Here is a 17,295-nt window from a genome sequence, read left to right as displayed (position 1 = left end):
ATCAGGGAATTTGATCAGGCAATGAAACCGAAAATCTTCATCGACGGCGAGCATGGCACCACCGGTCTTCAGATCCGGGCGCTGCTTGCCGAGCGCGGCGATCTGGAGATCATTTCCATTCCGGTCGAGCGCCGCAAGGAAACGGCCGCGCGCGCCGAATTCCTCAACGCCGCCGATATCGCGATCCTGTGCCTGCCCGACGACGCCGCCAAGGAAAGCGTCTCGCTGATCGCCAACGACACCACCAAGGTGATCGATGCGTCGACCGCGCATCGCGTCGCCGAAGGTTGGGAATATGGCTTCGCCGAGCTGGACAAGGAGCAGGCGAGGAAGATCGCCACGGCCAAGCGCGTCGCCAATCCCGGCTGCTGGCCGCAGGGGCCGATCGCGACGCTCAGGCCCCTGGTCACCGCGGGCCTGCTGCCGGCCAATTTTCCGATCGCGGTCAATGGCATTACGGGTTATTCGGGCGGCGGACGGCCGATGATCGAGGACTATGTCGCCAAGGGCGAGGACGCCTCGGAATTCCTGCCCTATGGCCTGACCCTGCAGCACAAGCACGTGCCGGAATTGAAGGCCTATGCGAAGCTGTCGCACGATCCGATCATGCAGCCGGCGGTGGGCAATTTCGCGCAAGGCATGATCACGGTGGTGCCGTTGCAGCTCGGTGGCCTCGACCGCGTTCCGACAGGTGCCGAGCTTCACGCCGCCATTTCGGACCACTTCGCCGCGATCAAGGGCGGTGTGGTCGAGGTGGCGCCCTATGCGCATCTCGAGCGCGTGCCGGACATCGATCCGGAGATCTACAACGGCACCAACCGCATGAAGGTCTATGTCTTTGCCAACGACAGCAGAGCCCAGGCCTTGCTGCTGGCGGTCTACGACAATCTCGGCAAGGGCGCCTCGGGCGCCGCCGTCCAGAACATGGACCTGATGCTCGGCCTGTGATGGACGCGTCGGCGTTTCCAGCGCGCTGGCGAGTCAGCGAACCCGAACTCATTGCCGAAACCTTTTCGAGCCGCATCTGGAAGGTGCGGCGCGAGGACGGCTCACCGGCTATCGTCAAGGCGCTGAAGCCGTTCGACGACGTTGCCGACGAGTTGCGCGGCGAACATTATCTCGCCTGGCGGCGCGGCGAAGGCGCGGTGCGCCTGCTTGGCCGCGACGGCCACAGCATGCTGCTCGAATATGCCGGCGAAACGCTGCTTACGCGGGTTCTAGATGAACAGGGCGACAATGCAGCGACCGCGATCGCGGCCGAGGTTATGGAGAAGCTGCTTTCGCCATCCGATCACCCCTACCCGCCCGAGCTTCAGCCGCTCAGGGAGCGGTACGCCAGCCTGTTCAAGAAAGCCGCGACCGATCGCGCTGCCGGTGATGACAGCCTCTATGTCGAGGCCGCAACGATCGCCGAGCGACTGCTGTCCGACCCGCACGATATCAGGCCGCTGCACGGCGACCTCCACCACGAAAACATCCTGCACGGCCCGCGCGGCTGGCTGGTGATCGACCCAAAGGGCGTGCTTGGCGATCCCGGCTTCGATGCCGCTAACATGTTCTACAACCCGCTCGACCGGGATGCCCTTTGCCTCGATCCCCCACGGATCGCGGATATGGCCGAGATCTTTGCCCGGACGCTGGGGCAATCACCGGCGGTGATACTCGACCATGCCATCGCCTATGGCTGCCTGTCCGCCGCCTGGCACCATGAGGACGACAATGCGGTCGAGGAGAACCGCGAACTGTCGATCGCCAAGGCGATCCGGACGGTGCGCGCGCGCTTCTGACCGGGCGGAGAGCTGAAGTAATCGCTTGTTCACCATGATCGGCTACAGACCTTAGTCCTGGCTCCTACCCAAGGATTTGTCATGGTCAGCGCGATCTCGGGCTCCTCCTCCGCGGCCCAGTACTCCTCGTCCAACTCCTCGAGCAATGCAGCCGAGGAGGCCGCTCTCGAAAAGCAAATTCAGGATCTGGAAGACCAGGCCAAGGCGATCAAGGATCAGGTTCAGGCAGCCCAGGTGCAGCAGGATATCGCTACGGCCCAGGCAAGGCTCGATGCGCTCAAGGCTGCCGACAAGGTCGCCAAGGCAAATCAGGATCAAGCGGCCAAGGCGGATCAGACTCAGTCCGCATCTTCGGCGGCAGCGTTGCGTCAGGCTGAATTCGACGGCGACAGGACGACGAGGCAAGCGAACGAATTCTGGATGTGAACGGCCGGACTCAACGTCCGACGGCAACCCCGTTGGACAAGGGATAGGCGCCCTTGGTGCCGCGCCAGTGCGCCGCTGCAAAGCCCAGCACGATCAACGCAAAACCCTGATGGGTCAGCGCCATATGCAGGGGCACCTGCATCAGCAGCGTACCGATGCCGATCGAGGCCTGCACCAGCACCAGAACGAACAACAGTGTGGCGCGGCGCGCATGCGTCGAGCCGGGCAACCGCCTGCGCGTCGCGATCATATGCCAGAGCGCGACGGCGAAGACCGTATACGCACCAAGCCGGTGGATGAACTGCACCGTCTTCGGGCTCTCGAAGAAATTGCGCCATGCCGGCTCGAGGATCAGCAGATCGCCGGGGATAATCTTGCCGTCCATCAGCGGCCAGGTGTTGTAGCTCATGCCGGCGTTGAGACCGGCGACCAGACCGCCAAGATAGATCTGGATCAGCGCCAGAAGCACGATGAAACCGGCGAGGCGTTGCGTCGAGCGATCGGCGGCGGGTTCGGAGTGAGGAGCGAGACCTCGCGCGACCACCATGGTCGCGGTGAAGATCAGCGCCGCCAGCGTCAGATGCGTCGCCAGCCTGTACTGGCTTACCGACACGCGGTCGACCAGGCCGGAGGCCACCATCCACCAGCCGATCGCCCCCTGCAGGCCGCCGAGAAGCAGAATGCCGACCAGTTTCGGCCCCAGCCCGCGCTCGATGCGGCGCGTGGCCCAGAAGACCAGCAGCGGCAAGGCAAAGACCAGGCCTACGCTGCGCGCCAGCAGACGATGCGCCCATTCCCACCAGAAGATCGATTTGAACGCCTCGACGCTCATGCCCTTGTTGAGCTCGGTGTATTGCGGGATCTGCTGATAGCGCAGGAATTCTTCCTGCCACTCGGCGTCGTTGAGCGGCGGGATGACACCATGGATCGGCTGCCATTCGGTGATCGACAGGCCGGATTCGGTCAAACGCGTGGCGCCGCCGACCAGCACCAGCGCGAAGAGCACCAGGATCACGACGTAGAGCCAGCCGCGCACCAGTGCCCGGTTATGCAGGTCGCGGTCGCGGGCCTGGTAAGGCGCGGCGGCAGTGATGGCGGCCATGGATATTTCCCGGCAGGTTGAAATGTCGCGGATTGGTGAACCATCGCACCCCTGCTGGCAAGACCGGGCAGCGCGGCACGCCGTCGCGCCCGATGTCGTGGGTTGCACGCGCCCCGCGTTCGGCCTAAGCGGTAGCCATCAACGAGACCTTACCATGCCCATTCGCCTGAAAAAGCTGATCGGAATGTTCCTGCTGTTGGCGCTGGTCATCGTCTATGCGCTGGTCGCCTCGATCTTCGCGGTCGCCCGGCTGTCGGAATCGGGCGCGCTGGTGCAATTCCTGTTCTTCCTCTTCAGCGGCCTGCTCTGGGTGCTGCCGGCGATGGGCATCATCAAATGGCTGATGCTGGAGCCACGGGCCAAGCGCTGAGCCCTGATCGAACCGGGCAATCCGTCAGATCGTGACAACCATCTTGCCGGCGTTGGCGAGCGGCGTCGTCACGCCCGACAGCATGGTGCGGATATGGTGCAGGCTCTGGTAGCGGCCATTGACCGAAATGCGCGGCAAGGCATGCAGGAAACCGGCATGTTCGGCGCGTAGGACGCCGTGGCGGGTGGTTACCGCGGAGGCATAGCCGGCGTCGCGCGCAAAGCCCACTTCACGGCAGCCGACGGCGCTGGCGTAGCCGTAGGGATAGGCGAAATGGCGTGGCTCCGCGCCAAGCTCGGTCAGCAGCTTGTCCTTGACGGCGCCGATCTCGCGCCGCGCATCGGCCTCGGAAAGTCGCTTCAGATTGCTGTGGTTGATCGTATGGGCGCCTATCGTCACCAGCGGATGCGCGGCGACGGTGCCGATCTCATCCCAGTTCATCAGCGTGCGCAGGCGCGGGGCGTCCGCGTCGACGCCGTTCGAAGCGGCCAGATCATGCAGCACGGTCCGCAGGTCCTCCTCGCGAACCTCGGTGGTGAAATAGGCATGCAGGCGGGCTATGGCCTGATGTTTCCTGGCGGGGGTCGCGCAATCGATCACCAGCGGGCCATTCGATGTCGCCAGGGTCAGGCGGTCGCAGGCACTGACGATGTCCTCCACCACATCCCACCAAAGGTGGGCGGAGCCATCGATCAGCCCGGGCGCGACATAGATGGTGAGCGGCGCGCGATGCTTGTCCAGCACCGGCAGGGCCTCGGTCATGTTGTCGCGATAGGCATCGTCGGCGGTAATGGTGGCGAACCGGCCGCCCTTGCCGCCCGCCTTGATGCGCTCGACGGCTTCGTCCATCGAAACGAAGGCATAGCCGCCCGCTTTCATGTCGGCGATCACGGCGTCGAGGAAACTGGGCGCGATGTTGAGGTGTCGGTTGACACTGTCGGGCTTTTCGGGTGTCGCCGTCACGCGGTGCAGCATCAGGATGGCTCCGATGCCGCCGACGAAGGGCCTGGCCAGCGGTGCGAGGCCGGTATAGCGGGCGACGTTGAGCGCCAGTTTCCGGATTGCCTCCCCACCGTCGATCATTCATTCACCTTTTGCGCCTAGGCTATCCAAGCACGGAATACGCCCGAGCGCCCCCCAAATCGGGATCAATACGCCTTAAGGATTGAGGTATGGTTGACGCAACCGCATCACTTGATGGCAAGCGGCTCGCGGCGATCCAGGCCTCGTCACGCGCACTGCGCGGGGATGCCGCGGGGCTGTCGGTTTCCGTTACCGCCGCCGAAGGGCTGGCCGCGTATGCTGCGTTCTGTCGTTCGGCGCTCTGTGCGCCGGCGCAAAGTGCGGCATGGGTCTTGAACTGGGCCGCCGAGGTCAAGCCCGATCTGCTCATCGCCACGCTCGAGCTGGAGGGCAAGCCGGCCTTCGCACTGGCGCTGGAGGTGGTCAAGCGAGGCCCGCTACGGGTCGCCCAGTTCTTGGGCGGCCGCCACGCCAATGGCAATTTCTGCGCCGCCGACCCGCAATGGCTGATCAACCCCGACATCACGGCCGTCCGCTCGATGCTAACGGCGATCGCCAGGTCCCGGCCCGATATCGACCTCATCGCGCTGGAAAGATTGCTGCCCGATCTCGACGGCATCGCCAATCCGCTGGCATCGCTCGATCATTTCGCCAGCCCGAACCTGTCGCTGGCCGTCGACCTCAGCGGTGGGTTCGATGCGCTGCTGCTGCGTGCCAGCGGCAAGCGCAAACGCAAGAAGCATCGTTCGCAGACGCGCAAGTTCGAGGCCGTCGGCAGCCACCGGCGCATCGAGGCGAGCAGCGCCGACGAGGTGGAGAGGCTGCTCGATGCGTTTTTCGAGATGAAGGAACAGCGCTTCCGCAAGATGGGCATTGCCAACGTCTTTGGTGACGACCGGACACGCGCCTTCTTCCGGGGGCTGTTCACGCAAGCGCTTGCCGAGGACAAACCTTGCTTCGTGCTGCATGGGCTGGAGGTCGCCGGCAAACTGCGCGCCGTCACCGGGTCGAGCCGCTCGGGCAGGCGCCTGATCTGCGAGTTCGGCGCAATTGCCGAGGACGACCTTGCCAACACCAGCCCGGGCGATTTCCTGTTCTTCGACAACATCCAGGAGGCGTGCCGGAGCGGTTTCGCGGTTTATGATTTCTCCGTCGGAGACGAGCCCTACAAGCGGCTATGGTGCGATATCGAAACCCGGCATTTCGAGGTTCTGGTGCCGCTGACGCTCAAGGGCCGGGCGCTGGGACTGGCGCTTCGCCAGGGCGCGCGGCTGAAGGCTTTCGTCAAGAACAGCCCGATGATCTGGAGGCTGACCAAGATGCTGCGCCGCAAGGCGGCCGGGCAGGCACAGCCGACGGCCGGCGAGGACGACGCTTAGCTAAAATGCGTCAACGCGGCCTCGAAATAGCCGCGTCAGCGCAAGCCACTGGTCAGGATCTCTCATCCCTGCTGAAATCCCCGTCGACCAACACCGCCGCGACGTGATCACCACGAAGCTTATTATTCGTACGCCTGCGAAGGAGGCGACCTGAACATCGACGTTCCCGCCACCAGGGCCGAGTTCATCGCAACGCTCGAAGCGGCAGGCTTCTCAGCGACCTTCACCACCACGCGCATGTACAAGGGTCCGCCGCCGCAGCTCGACGCCGACAGGATATTCGGCGTGACGACCCTGGAACTGGGATAGCCAGGCACTTCTCGGAAATGGCTCTTTCAAGCCGCGGAGCGACGACCCGGCACCGGGTTGCCCGGCGGCTCGTGGCCAAGCGGGGTTACCAGCGTCAAATCGGGGTAGCCGCTCTCGATGAGCTTGACCGCGGCCTGCGTCACCTCGTCGTCGGCCTCCAACATGGACAGGAACACCTCGGTGGCCTCATCGCCCAGACGACTGATGCCTTGGGCATCGGCCGGTCCGCATTCCACCACCACAAGGTCATAGGCTGTTGTCAGCGACTGCATGATGATCGGCAGCCGATCGGCGGCGCGCATGGCACGAACCGGATCGGCGGTACCGACAGGAATGACGTGGCAGTCGGAATAGAGATCGGCATGGATCACGTCGCTGAACTGCGCCTGCGACGCCAAGAGATTGGTGATGCCGGGGAAAAGTCCGCTGTCCAGCATCGGCCGCGAGGCCGCACCCGAGGCGGTGAGGTCGAGCAGCAGGACGCGCAGGCCGGCGTCGGAAACCTCGCGCGCCACCAGGATCGCCGATGCCGCCGCCTCGTCGCCCTCGGGGGAAACGAATATGGCACGCGCGGCGCCGCTGGCGATCAGCTTCTCGGCGGCCTTGTCGACGTCGATCTCGCCCAACACGGAGGGCGGCCGCCGAACCTCCACGACGGGTTCTGGCTCGGCCATGTCGGGATCAGGCTTGGCCAGGGGTTCAGACTTGGCGAGGGGTTCAGACTTGGCGAGGGGTTCAGACTTGGCCAAGGGCTCAGGTTCGGCGACAGGCTCGACATCGGCCTCGGGCCACGCCCTCGGCCTTGTTTCCGTATCCGCGACCGTTTCGGGCCATGATGTACCCGCGCTACGATTGGCGAACGCGTTGGCGACTGCCGGCTCCAGGCGGGTGGACGGCTCCTGATAAGCGGCCGGCGGCATCGCCACCTCGTCGATCGGCTCAAACCTTGCTCCCCTGGCCGGGCGCATGGCGCGACCCGAGAAGAGTTCGCGTAGCAGCGTGAACACCGCCGCCAGCAGCAGGGAAGCCGCGGCGGCGGCGCCGACGATCGGCCCGATCTTGGGGAAGTATGGCTCGGAGGGGACCGAAGCCGGCGAGGCGATGCGCGCGTCGACCGGAACATAGTTGCGATCCTGACGCGACGCCGCCTCGCGATAGTTGGTCAGGTAAAGTTCGAGCTGCTGGCGCTTGGCGGCGGCATCGCGCTGCAGCGCGTCGAGACCGACCTGCTGCTCGCCGGCCTGCGCCGAGGCGGCCTTGAGCGTGTTGACGTCGGCGACGAGCTGGCTTTCGCGCGCCTTGGCGGCATCGGCCTGCATCGCCAGGCCCTTCATGATCTTCTGGGCTTCGCTGCGGATCTGTGCGTCGAGGTCAGCCAGCTGCGATTTGGCGGCGCGAATACGCGGATGATTGTCGAGCAGCGTCGTCGACAGGTCGGCGATGTTGGCGCGCAATTCGACCTGCCGCTCGCGCAAACGCTGGATCAGGTCGGAAGACAGAACTTCCGGCAGCGAATCCAGCGACCCGCCATTCTGCAGCGCCTTGCGCACGCTTTCGGCCGTGCCTTCGGCCGCGGCGCGGTTGGCGCGCACCCGCGACAACTCGGTCGACAGCTCGGCCAATTGCTGGGTGGCCAGGGTGGAATTGTTACCGCCCATCAGGAGGTCCGACTGGGCACGGTAAGCCGCGACCTTGGCTTCGGCGTCCCTGACCTGCTTGGACAGGTCGGCGATCTCGGGCGCCAGGAAGTCCGCGGCGGCGGTGTTCGATTCGCTCTTGGCCGCGCCTTGGCCTGCAATATAAGCGGCCGCAATGGCATCGGGGATGGCGGCGGCGAGCTTGGGATCCTCTGAAGAGAACTCGATGGCAATGATGCGGGTCTTTTCAACGCCGAAGACGTTGAGCTTCTCGCGCATCTTCTTAAGCACGCGTTCCTCGACCGGAACGTCCATCGGATCATTCTTCAACCCGACCAGCACCAACAGCCGGTTCAGTGCCGACATGTCAACTGTCTCGTCGAATTCGTGCAACCGCGACAGGTCGAGCTTCTGCGCCACCTGCTTGAGGATCTCGTTGGACGAAATTATCTGGACCTGGGTGGCTACGCCCTGCTCGTCGAGGATCGGCTTGTCGCTGTCCGGATTGGTGCTGGCGGGCCGCGTGTAGACCGATTCCCGCGGGGCGATCTCCACCTGCGTCTCGGCCTTGTAGTGGCGGGTCGCGAACGACGCCGCAGCGAAGGCAAGCCCCGTCACCACGAGAACGAAGACCAGAATTCGCAGCCAGTTCCGGCCAAGGCTGGCGAAGAGCTGCCTGAGATCAACGTCGACGTCTGCGGCCGCGGATTGAACGGACATGCATCCCTACTCCGGAACTGGGTCAGGATGCACCGTAAACAACTATGGTAACTCAGCCGTTAAGATCACGGTAAGCTTTCATTAGGGTTTACAGGCGGGCAGCAAAAAAATCGATAAAATCGTAAAACCTTGCCTGCGCGAGCGCTATTGCCGGGGTCCTTTACCGGCCATTAACCCTAACAGGATGATAACGGACCCGATCCCAGATGCCTGCTGCGACGCCGCGGCGGCCAGTCGAAGGTACGTATCCGGTCATGAAAAGCACTGCTTCCCTGTTTCGCGCACTGCTTGCCGTTTCGATGCTCGCCGGCTGCTCCAGCTACCGGCCGACGCCGGCCGCCTTCCACGAGGTGCTCGACCAGCCCTATCGCCTCGGCGCCGGCGACCGTGTCCGCGTCACCGTGTTCGAGCAGGACGGCCTGACCAATACCTACAGCGTCGACCAGTCCGGTTATATCTCCTTCCCGCTCGTCGGCGCCCTACCGGCACGCGGCCACACCGCGCAGCAGATGGAAAAGGAGATCGCCGACAAATTGCGGCAGGGCTATCTGCGCGACCCCGACGTCTCGGTCGAGATCGATCGTTACCGGCCGATCTTCGTCATGGGCGAAGTGGGCGCCGCCGGCCAGTATTCCTATGTCCCCGGCCTGACCGTGCAGAAAGCCATCGCCATCGCCGGCGGCTTCTCGCCGCGCGCCAACCAGGAAAGCGTCGACATCACCCGCGACATCAACGGCAAGGTGATGACCGGCCGTGTGGTCACCTCGGACCCGCTGCTGCCCGGAGATACCGTCTACGTCCGCGAACGCCTGTTCTGACAGACACCTCGTGGCGGACAAGCTCAGGATCGTCCACTGCTTTCGCTCACCCGTGGGAGGAATTTTTCGGCACGTGCGCGACCTGACGGAAGCGCAGGTCGCCGCCGGCCACATGGTCGGCATCGTCTGCGACTCGACCACCGGCGGCGAATTCGAGGAGCGTCTGTTCGAGCAGATGAAGGGCATGCTGGCGCTTGGCATCCATCGCACGCCAATGCAGCGCCATGTCGGCCCGGGCGACCTCGCCTCGGCCCGGCGCACCTATGGGATCATCAAGGAATTGCGGCCGGACGTGCTGCACGGGCACGGCGCCAAGGGTGGCGCCTACGCCCGTCTGTTCGGCTCGTTGTTGCGGGTATCAAGGTCTCGCGTAGCCCGCCTCTATTCGCCGCATGGCGGCTCTCTCCACTATGACGAGAGCACCGCCACCGGAAAGCTGTTCTTCGCGCTCGAGCACCTCATGGCGCGCTTCACCGACTACCTGCTGTTCGTCTCCGACTACGAGCGGCGGACTTATCGCAGGAAGGTGGGCGAGCCGCCGATCCCGAACACGCTGGCCTATAATGGACTTCGCGCCGCCGAATTCGAGCCGGTAACGGCCAGGGCCGATGCGGCCGATGTGCTCTATATCGGCATGATGCGGGACCTCAAGGGACCCGACATCTTCATCGATGCCCTGGCCGCCGCGGCGCCCCGGCTTGGCCGCGCGCCGAATGCGGTGATGGTCGGCGACGGCGACGACCTGCCACGCTACCACGCGCAGGTGAAGCGCCTCGGGCTTGAAGGCAATGTCCGCTTCCTGCCGCCGATGCCGGCCCGGGAAGCCTTCCTGCTGGCGGCGCTCGTCGTCGTTCCCTCGCGCGCCGAAGCCATGCCCTATATCGTGCTGGAGGCACTTGCCGCGGCAAGACCTGTCATCGCGACCTCCGTCGGCGGCATACCGGAGATTTTCGGTCCGGACTCCCCTGCCCTGATCCGGCCCGATCCGGTCGAGCTCGCCGAGAAAATGAGCCGGGCGCTGGGCGACCTTGCCGCCTATCGCGAATTGATGCCCGAAAAATCCACTCTCAGGGCGCGCTTCGGCGCCGACGTCATGGCCGCCGAAATCGAGAAGGCCTACTTCGCCGCGCTCGAAAGGTAGGCCCAAGCCCGTCCAAAGCCGCACGTTGTTTCAAGGGTTTCTTAGCTCTCTTTTGCTAATCACCCAGGGGAAGCTGCGGACGGTTGCATGAACGAGATCGACCCCGCGCATCGCTTTTCATCAGAAGCGGTGCGTAAATTCGACAGCGCTGCCGATGGCGACACGCCCGGCGGCATGAATGACGTTGCCCGACAGGTCGCATCGCAATACCGGCGCGATACGATGTCGCCGATCATGGTCAGCGGCGTACTGCGCATGGTCGAATTCGCGGTGCTGCTGGTCTCGGGACTCTGCGTCTATTTCTATTATGTCGGATTCTTCAATTACCTCGCCTGGCAATATCCGCTGACGATCGCCGCCGCGTCGTTCCTCGCCGTGGTGCTGCTCGATGTCACGGATTGCTACCAGGTCGTGTCCCTGATGCGGCCGATCGCCAATTTCGGGCGCATCCTGCTGGTCTGGGCCGGGACCTTCGCGCTGATGGCGTTGACCGCGTTCGCCATGAAGATGTCGCAAGACTATTCGCGCCTGCTGTTCGGCACCTGGTTCGTCGTTGCTTTCGTGTGTCTCTTCGGTCTCAGGCTGGTGATGTCGAAGCTGATCCGGCGCTGGGCACGCGATGGCAGCATGGAACGGCGCGCCGTCATCGTCGGCGGCGGCAAGGCGGCGGAAGTGCTCATCCGCTCGGTGGAAAAGCAGCCTTACAACGACATCCGTATCTGCGGCATCTTCGATGATCGCAACGACAAGCGTTCGCCAGCCCTTGTCGCCGGCTATCCCAAGCTCGGCACCATTTCGGAACTGATCGAATTCGCCCGCATCGCCCGCATCGACATGTTGATCGTGTCGTTGCCGCTGACCGCGGAATCGCGCGTGCTGCAATTGCTAAAGAAACTGTGGGTGCTGCCGGTCGACATCCGGCTGTCGGCGCATTCCAATGCACTGCAGTTCCGCCCGCGCGCCTATTCCTACATCGGCTCGGTGCCGATGCTCGATATCTTCGACAAGCCGATCAACGACTGGGATTCGGTCGCCAAACGCGCTTTCGACATCATCTTCAGCCTGTTCGGCATCGTCGTGTTCTCGCCGGTGATGCTGGCCACCGCCATCGCCATCAAGCTCGACAGCAAGGGCCCGGTGCTGTTCAAGCAGAAGCGGCACGGCTTCAACAACGAGATCATCGAAGTCTACAAATTCCGCTCCATGTACACCGACAGGTCGGATCCGACCGCAAAGCAGACCGTGACCAAGAACGATCCGCGCGTCACGCGTGTCGGCCGCATCATCCGCAAGACCTCCATCGACGAACTGCCGCAGTTCTTCAACTCGCTGCTCGGCTCGCTGTCGCTGATCGGGCCGCGTCCGCACGCCATAGCCGCGCAATCGCACAATCTGCTCTACAACGAAGTGGTCGATGGCTATTTCGCGCGCCACAAGGTCAAGCCCGGCGTCACCGGCTGGGCGCAGATCAATGGCTGGCGCGGCGAGATGGACACCAATGAAAAGATCCGCATGCGGACCGAGTACGATCTCTATTACATCGAAAACTGGTCGCTGCTGTTCGACCTGCGGATCCTGTTCCTGACACCGATCCGGCTGCTCAACACGGAAAACGCCTATTGAGCGCGATCAGCCCTGATCTGCCGCGCTCGGCGGTCAACGCCAAGCTGATCACGTTGATCTCCTCGGGCGCGGTCGTGCTCGGCATTCTTTTGTCGGGCTTCGTCATCAGCGAGCCGGCGCCTTATGAAATCTACATGGCCGGGCTGATCGCGATCTGGGCTCTCTTCGGCCTGAGGGTATCGCGCGCGGCCCTACCGCTTCTGGTGCTGCTGGTGACGATGAACATCGGCGGCATGATTTCCATGACGCAGATGGCGGACCTCGCCAACACGCCGCTCTATCTTGCCGTGTCGCTGTTTCTCGCCTTCAGCGCGGTGTTCTTCGCATCGGTCACCGCAACGCGGCCGAACCTCTACCGGCTGATCTTCAATGCCTATGTCGTCTCGGCGGTGGCGACGTCGCTGCTTGGCATAGCGGGCTATTTCCACGCCTTCCCCGGCGCCGAAATTTTCACCAAATACGACCGCGCCGCCGGCGCCTTCCAGGATCCGAACGTGTTCGGTCCGTTCCTGGTGCTGCCCGGCATCTATCTGCTCTATCTCATGCTGACCGGTTCGGTCGCGCGCATGCCGCTGCTGGCCGTGCCGCTGCTGATCATCAGCGCCGGCATCTTCTTCTCGTTCTCGCGCGGCGCCTGGGGCATGTTCGCGGTCTCGGCCGTCCTGCTTACCGGATTGCTGTTCCTGCAGAGCGCGAGCGGCATGTTCCGGCTGCGCGTGGTGATCATGACGATCGCCGCCCTGTCGCTGCTGGCCATAACCGTCATCGTCATACTGCAGTTGCCGGGCGTGGCGGAGATGTTCTCCAGCCGCGCCCATCTCGAACAGAGCTACGACACCGCCCGCCTCGGCCGCTTCGCGCGTTATGCGATCGGCTTCCAGATGGCCATGGAGCATCCGTTCGGCATCGGGCCGCTGGTCTTCGGCACGATCTATGGCGAGGACACCCACGACATCTGGCTGAAGATGCTGATGGATTATGGCTGGCTCGGCTTCGTCTCGTTCCTGACGCTGGTCGTCTGGACGATATCGGCCGGGTTCCGCATCCTTTTGCGCGACCGGCCGTGGCAGCCCTACCTGTTGTGCGCCTACGTCGCCTTCATCGGCAATATCGGGCTCGGCACCTTCATCGACATTGACCACTGGCGCCATATGTATCTGCTGCTCGGCCTGATCTGGGGCGCCATCGCCCTGGAATACCGCCACCAGTGGCTGCTGCGTCCGGCATTGCCGGCCTCATTCAGACCCGCGATCGCGGCAAGATAATTATCGCGGAAATCGGTTGACCCGAGCGGGGTTATCACGATACATCGCGACCGGTCCGGAGTGTAGCGCAGCCCGGTAGCGCACTTGACTGGGGGTCAAGGGGTCGTCGGTTCGAATCCGGCCACTCCGACCATTTTATGCAGGACTTGCCCCCAAAAGTCCGCCTCTGCCGCATCACCTAATTCTCGAATTGCCCGCTTTGCCCAGCTCAGTTCCTGATTGGATCAGGCACCAAGGCTTGGCACACATCCACCCACACGGCGCCGGTAAGCTCAACCATCCTCTGCGGCGTAATCCGCACGGCCGCGTTGGTGGCGCCGGCAGCCGGCACCACCTCGTCGAATGCGCGCAGCGAGACGTCGCAGTAGACCGGTAGCGGTGCCGGCAGGCCGAACGGACAGACACCGCCCACCGGATGGCTCGTGGCGGCGACCACCTCTTCCGAGTCCAGCATGCGCGGCTTGCCGCCGAACTGGTCCTTGCACTTGCGGTTGTCCAGCCTGGCGATGCCGCTGGTCACGACCAGCATGGTGCGCTCGCCGACGCGCAGGCAGATCGTCTTGGCGATCTGCGCCGGCAACACCCCATGTGCCTCGGCCGCCAGCGCTACCGTCGCCGAACTCGCATCCGTGACGATGACGTCGATATCAGGCGCGTGAGCGACGAAGAAGGCGCGAACAGAGTCCAGGCTCATGTTGAAAAAACCACGGTTCGACCTCGGTGTGGCAGGCGCGACCGATTTGGCCCTGGCTGCCGCACGTATAAACAGGTGCGATCCGCAGATCGGCAAGCCCGGCCTGCCAGAAAACGCCATGGCATCAACAAGAAACCCGCGAAGGGGCCTTGGCGGGTTTCCTGGGCGTGCCTGTCGCCGATTCTATGCCTGGGGTCGGCCGCCATGCGCGGCCAGGGTCGGCGCGGCGGAAGCTATGGGGGCGTCCTGGGGAAGACGAAGCGCGGACGCAATACGACGCAGCTGCGCCGGGTCGGCCGCCCGGCCGTTCTCGATGTCCTCGATCTCGTCGACCGAGAGGCCGCAGGTCAGGGATAGCGCTTCGAGGCTGTATCCGCGCGTTTCCCGCATTGCCCTTAGCGTGCTGTAATCTGGCCCGATCTCATTGGCTAATGGTTCGGAGAGGGCGTGGCTTTTTGCATTGCTGGGCATTGGCAACTCCGTTGGCTGAAAGCGTTTGATCAAAAATGGGGTGTTGCCTGAGACGAGCAGGAAGATGCCCTCTCGCCGGCGATTTGCCAAGCGCCAAACTGGCCGTCACGGCATCGTGAACCCCCTGCCGATGCGGCCGCCCCGCCCTTTGCCGATCAAGTTGTTTTGAACGCCCCGGCACCTTTTGCCCGGCAGTTTCGCCCTGCCCGTTCGTTATCTCGACGTCGCTGGCGTGAAACCATCCCGTTCCAGCCAGCCTTTCCCAAAAGGATACCCCAATGAACCTCAAGACATCCCTCCTCGTGCTCGGCACGATTTCCCTGCTTTCCGGCGTCGGCATGGCCAGCGCGCAGGCGGCCGACACATTGCGCGTGCGCGGCACGGTGGTCAGTTTCGAGCCATCGCTGCTGACCGTGAAAACCCGTCAGGGCGATACTTCCACGGTCAGACTGAAAGACGGCTGGAAGGTTTCAGGCGTCGCGAACGCATCGGTGAAAGATATCAGGCAGGGCGATTTCCTCGGCATCGCTTCTGTCTCCAAGGCGGACGGCGGCAGCGGCGCGCTGGAAGTGGTGATCTTTCCGGCGGCCCTGAAAGGCACTGGCGAGGGGGACCGTCCCTGGGACCTGGAGCCGAACAGCCGCATGACCAACGGCACCGTCGCCGACGTCACCGACATAAGCGGGCGAGCCGTGACGCTGACCTATGACAATGGGCAGACCAAGAAGATCTCGATACCCGACGGCACGCCTGTCGTGACCTTCGCGCCGGCCACGCCGGCCGACCTCAAGCCAAGCGCGACGGTGTTCGTGACCGCTCAGCGCGAGGCCGACGGCACGCTGAGCTCGAGCCGCGTCGTGGTGGGTAACAATGGTGTGATCCCGCCGATGTAGGCCAAACAGGCGGCAGCGACACGGCTTCGGCCTGCGCCCTGGCAAAGGCGCAGGCCCCAGGTTCGCCGGAAACAGTTCAGAAACAAAATTCTACAATCGGGAAATACTGACGAAAAAATTCAGGAGCGTAATTCCATTCGCGGCGGTCGGGATATCGGCCCGATTTAGATCTGCCTGCGAAAAAAAGGAAACGATCCCATGAAGAAGTCACTCCTCTCGGCACTCGGGCTTGCAGCTGCAATCGCCTTCACGGTGCCTGTGGTCGGCGCGACGAGCGCGGACGCGGCCCCGATGGCAAAGCATCATCACCATCGTCACCACCATCATCATCGCCACCATCACTGGCACAAGCACCACCATCATCATCACCACCACATGAAGAAGATGGGCAACAAGGCCTGAGCATTTCAGACTGCCAACGAGAAGACCGGCCTGGGCTTCTTGTGCCAGGCTGGTCTTCTCTGGCGATGCCGGACCCGGATGGCCCGGGCTGATCGAACTGTCGATAGCCGCGCCTATCCAGCCATGACGACAACAACCGAGAGCTTTAACGCGAGGCCAAATCGCGATACGGCAAGGGATATTTCCGACCGGCACGGCTGGCCGGATCAGGCTTCGAAGACAAGGCCAGGTATCCCCGATGACGGCCAAGGCCGATCTTTCCTGGACGGACCGCATCGTCCTGTCGGTCGCACGGGTGTGGCTGACGCTGCGCCACCCGGTCCTTGTCATGCGCTTCGTCAAGAAACTGGGCTATCTGCCCAATCCGGCCGCGCCCGCGCGTTACAATGAGCTTTTGCTCTGGCGAAAAATCCTCGATCGCAATCCGCTGTTCGTGGTGCTGACCGACAAGCTCGCGGCCAAGGCCTATATAGGGAGTGCCTGCCCCGAGATCGCCATGCCGGAAACGCTGTGGTCCGGGCGCGACCCTGCCGATATTCCACCCGGCCTGCTGACCGGCAACGTCGTGGTCAAGACAAACCATGGCTGTGCGATGAACATCTTCGTTTCCAACGGCGAACCGGATAGGGCCGCCATCATGCGCAAGGCCAGCCGCTGGCTTGGGAAACGCTACGGCCGGCGCCATGGCGAGTGGGCCTATTGGCCTGTCGTGCCGACCGTTTTCGTGGAGGAGCGGCTGGTGCTCAGCGGCGGGACGATCGCCACCGACATCAAGGTCCATGTCTGCGGCGGCGTGGTCTCGCATATCTGGGCCGAGGATAAGCACGCCAGGCGTTCACTGCTCTTCGACCGCAATGCCACTCCGCTGCCCGGGCGCGACCCCGACTATCCCGGTGAGGACCAGGCCTTGCCGGCGACCGCGGAGCTCATCGCCCATGTCCGCAAGGCGATCTCGATGGCGCCAGGCATAGCCGGCGACCTCGATTATATCCGCATCGATTTTCTGGTCAAAGACGACCGGCTCTATGCCGGCGAGATCACCGTCTATTCGGCCGCCGGTTATGGCACATGGACGAACCCGGCGATCGCAATGGAAATCGAACGGCTGTGGCGGCTCGATCAGTCGGCATTCTTGCGTCGGAAACACAAAGGGGCCGTACGCCTCTATGCCGACGCGCTTCGTGCCAGGTGCCGGAGCGGCACGACAAATCGCTGATATGAATGAAAATGGCGGC

At 63.6% G+C, this 17,295-nt stretch carries 17 protein-coding genes, 1 tRNA gene and 1 pseudogene; 14 read left to right on the top strand and 5 right to left on the bottom strand.

The window, feature by feature from the left end; genetic code table 11:
• Positions 1 to 21: 21 nt before the first annotated feature.
• From argC to LB569_RS05510, 3 genes are all read left to right on the top strand, one after another.
• The gene (gene argC, locus LB569_RS05520) at positions 22 to 948 is read left to right on the top strand and encodes an N-acetyl-gamma-glutamyl-phosphate reductase (RefSeq protein WP_224691401.1); all 927 of its coding nucleotides are present in this window, start codon (positions 22 to 24) and stop codon (positions 946 to 948) included.
• Positions 948 to 1,787: an aminoglycoside phosphotransferase family protein gene (locus LB569_RS05515; RefSeq protein ID WP_224691514.1), complete on the top strand. Its 840-nt coding sequence runs from the start codon at positions 948 to 950 to the stop codon at positions 1,785 to 1,787. Before argC ends, LB569_RS05515 begins: the two co-directional genes overlap by 1 nt.
• Before the next feature lie 81 nt (positions 1,788 to 1,868).
• The gene (locus LB569_RS05510) at positions 1,869 to 2,213 is read left to right on the top strand and encodes a hypothetical protein (protein ID WP_224691400.1); all 345 of its coding nucleotides are present in this window, start codon (positions 1,869 to 1,871) and stop codon (positions 2,211 to 2,213) included.
• 10 nt (positions 2,214 to 2,223) lie between these two features.
• Here the strand turns inward: LB569_RS05510 and LB569_RS05505 are convergent, their stop codons facing one another.
• A complete protein-coding gene (locus LB569_RS05505) occupies positions 2,224 to 3,315 on the bottom strand; it encodes a COX15/CtaA family protein (protein WP_224691399.1) in 1,092 nt (363 codons plus the stop codon).
• A gap of 154 nt (positions 3,316 to 3,469) precedes the next feature.
• On the opposite strand from LB569_RS05505, the gene LB569_RS05500 reads away from it, so the two are divergent.
• A complete protein-coding gene (locus LB569_RS05500) occupies positions 3,470 to 3,685 on the top strand; it encodes a DUF2842 domain-containing protein (protein ID WP_224691398.1) in 216 nt (71 codons plus the stop codon).
• Positions 3,686 to 3,709: 24 nt separating this feature from the next.
• Here the strand turns inward: LB569_RS05500 and LB569_RS05495 are convergent, their stop codons facing one another.
• Positions 3,710 to 4,768: a polysaccharide deacetylase family protein gene (locus LB569_RS05495; protein WP_224691397.1), complete on the bottom strand. Its 1,059-nt coding sequence runs from the start codon at positions 4,766 to 4,768 to the stop codon at positions 3,710 to 3,712.
• An 89-nt stretch (positions 4,769 to 4,857) separates the two neighbouring features.
• Here LB569_RS05495 and LB569_RS05490 point away from each other — a divergent pair, with 89 nt between their 5' ends.
• Complete coding sequence (locus LB569_RS05490; protein ID WP_224691396.1) at positions 4,858 to 6,087, top strand: GNAT family N-acetyltransferase; 1,230 nt, start codon at positions 4,858 to 4,860, stop codon at positions 6,085 to 6,087.
• A 147-nt stretch (positions 6,088 to 6,234) separates the two neighbouring features.
• Positions 6,235 to 6,396 (top strand): annotated as a pseudogene (locus tag LB569_RS05485) (GNAT family N-acetyltransferase); the annotation flags it as partial.
• A gap of 26 nt (positions 6,397 to 6,422) precedes the next feature.
• On the opposite strand, the gene LB569_RS05480 reads toward LB569_RS05485, so the two are convergent.
• A complete protein-coding gene (locus LB569_RS05480) occupies positions 6,423 to 8,753 on the bottom strand; it encodes an exopolysaccharide transport family protein (RefSeq protein WP_224691395.1) in 2,331 nt (776 codons plus the stop codon).
• A gap of 254 nt (positions 8,754 to 9,007) precedes the next feature.
• Between LB569_RS05480 and LB569_RS05475 the strand changes: the two genes are divergently transcribed.
• From LB569_RS05475 to LB569_RS05455, 5 genes are all read left to right on the top strand, one after another.
• Positions 9,008 to 9,571, top strand: a complete 564-nt coding sequence (locus LB569_RS05475; RefSeq protein WP_224534284.1) for a polysaccharide biosynthesis/export family protein — start codon at positions 9,008 to 9,010, stop codon at positions 9,569 to 9,571.
• Positions 9,572 to 9,581: 10 nt separating this feature from the next.
• Positions 9,582 to 10,712, top strand: a complete 1,131-nt coding sequence (locus LB569_RS05470; protein ID WP_224691394.1) for a glycosyltransferase family 4 protein — start codon at positions 9,582 to 9,584, stop codon at positions 10,710 to 10,712.
• 87 nt (positions 10,713 to 10,799) lie between these two features.
• On the top strand, positions 10,800 to 12,335 hold the full coding sequence (locus tag LB569_RS05465; protein ID WP_224534280.1) for an undecaprenyl-phosphate glucose phosphotransferase: 1,536 nt from the start codon (positions 10,800 to 10,802) through the stop codon (positions 12,333 to 12,335).
• A complete protein-coding gene (locus LB569_RS05460) occupies positions 12,332 to 13,600 on the top strand; it encodes an O-antigen ligase family protein (RefSeq protein WP_224691393.1) in 1,269 nt (422 codons plus the stop codon). The genes LB569_RS05465 and LB569_RS05460 overlap by 4 nt, the downstream gene beginning before the upstream one ends.
• A 56-nt stretch (positions 13,601 to 13,656) precedes the next feature.
• Positions 13,657 to 13,733 (top strand) — tRNA-Pro (locus tag LB569_RS05455).
• A 75-nt stretch (positions 13,734 to 13,808) separates the two neighbouring features.
• On the opposite strand, the gene LB569_RS05450 is transcribed toward LB569_RS05455, so the two are convergent.
• Together LB569_RS05450 and LB569_RS05445 are read right to left on the bottom strand one after the other, a co-directional pair.
• Positions 13,809 to 14,294: a YbaK/EbsC family protein gene (locus LB569_RS05450; protein ID WP_224691392.1), complete on the bottom strand. Its 486-nt coding sequence runs from the start codon at positions 14,292 to 14,294 to the stop codon at positions 13,809 to 13,811.
• 183 nt (positions 14,295 to 14,477) lie between these two features.
• Positions 14,478 to 14,765, bottom strand: a complete 288-nt coding sequence (locus LB569_RS05445) for a helix-turn-helix domain-containing protein (protein ID WP_224691391.1) — start codon at positions 14,763 to 14,765, stop codon at positions 14,478 to 14,480.
• A gap of 278 nt (positions 14,766 to 15,043) precedes the next feature.
• Here LB569_RS05445 and LB569_RS05440 point away from each other — a divergent pair, with 278 nt between their 5' ends.
• From LB569_RS05440 to LB569_RS05430, 3 genes are all read left to right on the top strand, one after another.
• Positions 15,044 to 15,658, top strand: a complete 615-nt coding sequence (locus LB569_RS05440; RefSeq protein WP_224691390.1) for a hypothetical protein — start codon at positions 15,044 to 15,046, stop codon at positions 15,656 to 15,658.
• 198 nt (positions 15,659 to 15,856) lie between these two features.
• Entirely contained in the window at positions 15,857 to 16,060 is a 204-nt protein-coding gene (locus LB569_RS05435) for a hypothetical protein (RefSeq protein ID WP_140706880.1), read from the top strand.
• Positions 16,061 to 16,298: 238 nt separating this feature from the next.
• Positions 16,299 to 17,276 carry an ATP-grasp fold amidoligase family protein gene (locus LB569_RS05430; protein WP_224691389.1) on the top strand — a complete coding sequence of 326 codons (978 nt, stop codon included), beginning with the start codon at positions 16,299 to 16,301 and terminating at the stop codon, positions 17,274 to 17,276.
• Positions 17,277 to 17,295: the final 19 nt, after the last annotated feature.

It is taken from the genome of Mesorhizobium sp. BH1-1-4 (assembly GCF_020165665.1).
Classification (GTDB): domain Bacteria; phylum Pseudomonadota; class Alphaproteobacteria; order Rhizobiales; family Rhizobiaceae; genus Mesorhizobium.
Note: the sequence above shows the minus strand (reverse complement) of the source record. Positions and strands in the feature narration are given on the sequence as shown.

What these genes read in the sequence shown, in the direction of transcription:
- LB569_RS05475 (WP_224534284.1), top strand. Translation starts at nt 9,008, where the DNA reads ATGAAAAGCACTGCTTCCCTGTTTCGCGCACTGCTTGCCGTTTCGATG.
- LB569_RS05510 (WP_224691400.1), top strand. Translation starts at nt 1,869, where the DNA reads ATGGTCAGCGCGATCTCGGGCTCCTCCTCCGCGGCCCAGTACTCCTCG.
- LB569_RS05495 (WP_224691397.1), bottom strand. Translation starts at nt 4,768, where the DNA reads ATGATCGACGGTGGGGAGGCAATCCGGAAACTGGCGCTCAACGTCGCC.
- LB569_RS05465 (WP_224534280.1), top strand. Translation starts at nt 10,800, where the DNA reads ATGAACGAGATCGACCCCGCGCATCGCTTTTCATCAGAAGCGGTGCGT.
- LB569_RS05480 (WP_224691395.1), bottom strand. Translation starts at nt 8,753, where the DNA reads ATGTCCGTTCAATCCGCGGCCGCAGACGTCGACGTTGATCTCAGGCAG.
- LB569_RS05440 (WP_224691390.1), top strand. Translation starts at nt 15,044, where the DNA reads ATGAACCTCAAGACATCCCTCCTCGTGCTCGGCACGATTTCCCTGCTT.
- LB569_RS05445 (WP_224691391.1), bottom strand. Translation starts at nt 14,765, where the DNA reads ATGCCCAGCAATGCAAAAAGCCACGCCCTCTCCGAACCATTAGCCAAT.
- LB569_RS05490 (WP_224691396.1), top strand. Translation starts at nt 4,858, where the DNA reads ATGGTTGACGCAACCGCATCACTTGATGGCAAGCGGCTCGCGGCGATC.
- argC (WP_224691401.1), top strand. Translation starts at nt 22, where the DNA reads ATGAAACCGAAAATCTTCATCGACGGCGAGCATGGCACCACCGGTCTT.
- LB569_RS05505 (WP_224691399.1), bottom strand. Translation starts at nt 3,315, where the DNA reads ATGGCCGCCATCACTGCCGCCGCGCCTTACCAGGCCCGCGACCGCGAC.
- LB569_RS05430 (WP_224691389.1), top strand. Translation starts at nt 16,299, where the DNA reads ATGACGGCCAAGGCCGATCTTTCCTGGACGGACCGCATCGTCCTGTCG.
- LB569_RS05435 (WP_140706880.1), top strand. Translation starts at nt 15,857, where the DNA reads ATGAAGAAGTCACTCCTCTCGGCACTCGGGCTTGCAGCTGCAATCGCC.
- LB569_RS05500 (WP_224691398.1), top strand. Translation starts at nt 3,470, where the DNA reads ATGCCCATTCGCCTGAAAAAGCTGATCGGAATGTTCCTGCTGTTGGCG.
- LB569_RS05515 (WP_224691514.1), top strand. Translation starts at nt 948, where the DNA reads ATGGACGCGTCGGCGTTTCCAGCGCGCTGGCGAGTCAGCGAACCCGAA.
- LB569_RS05450 (WP_224691392.1), bottom strand. Translation starts at nt 14,294, where the DNA reads ATGAGCCTGGACTCTGTTCGCGCCTTCTTCGTCGCTCACGCGCCTGAT.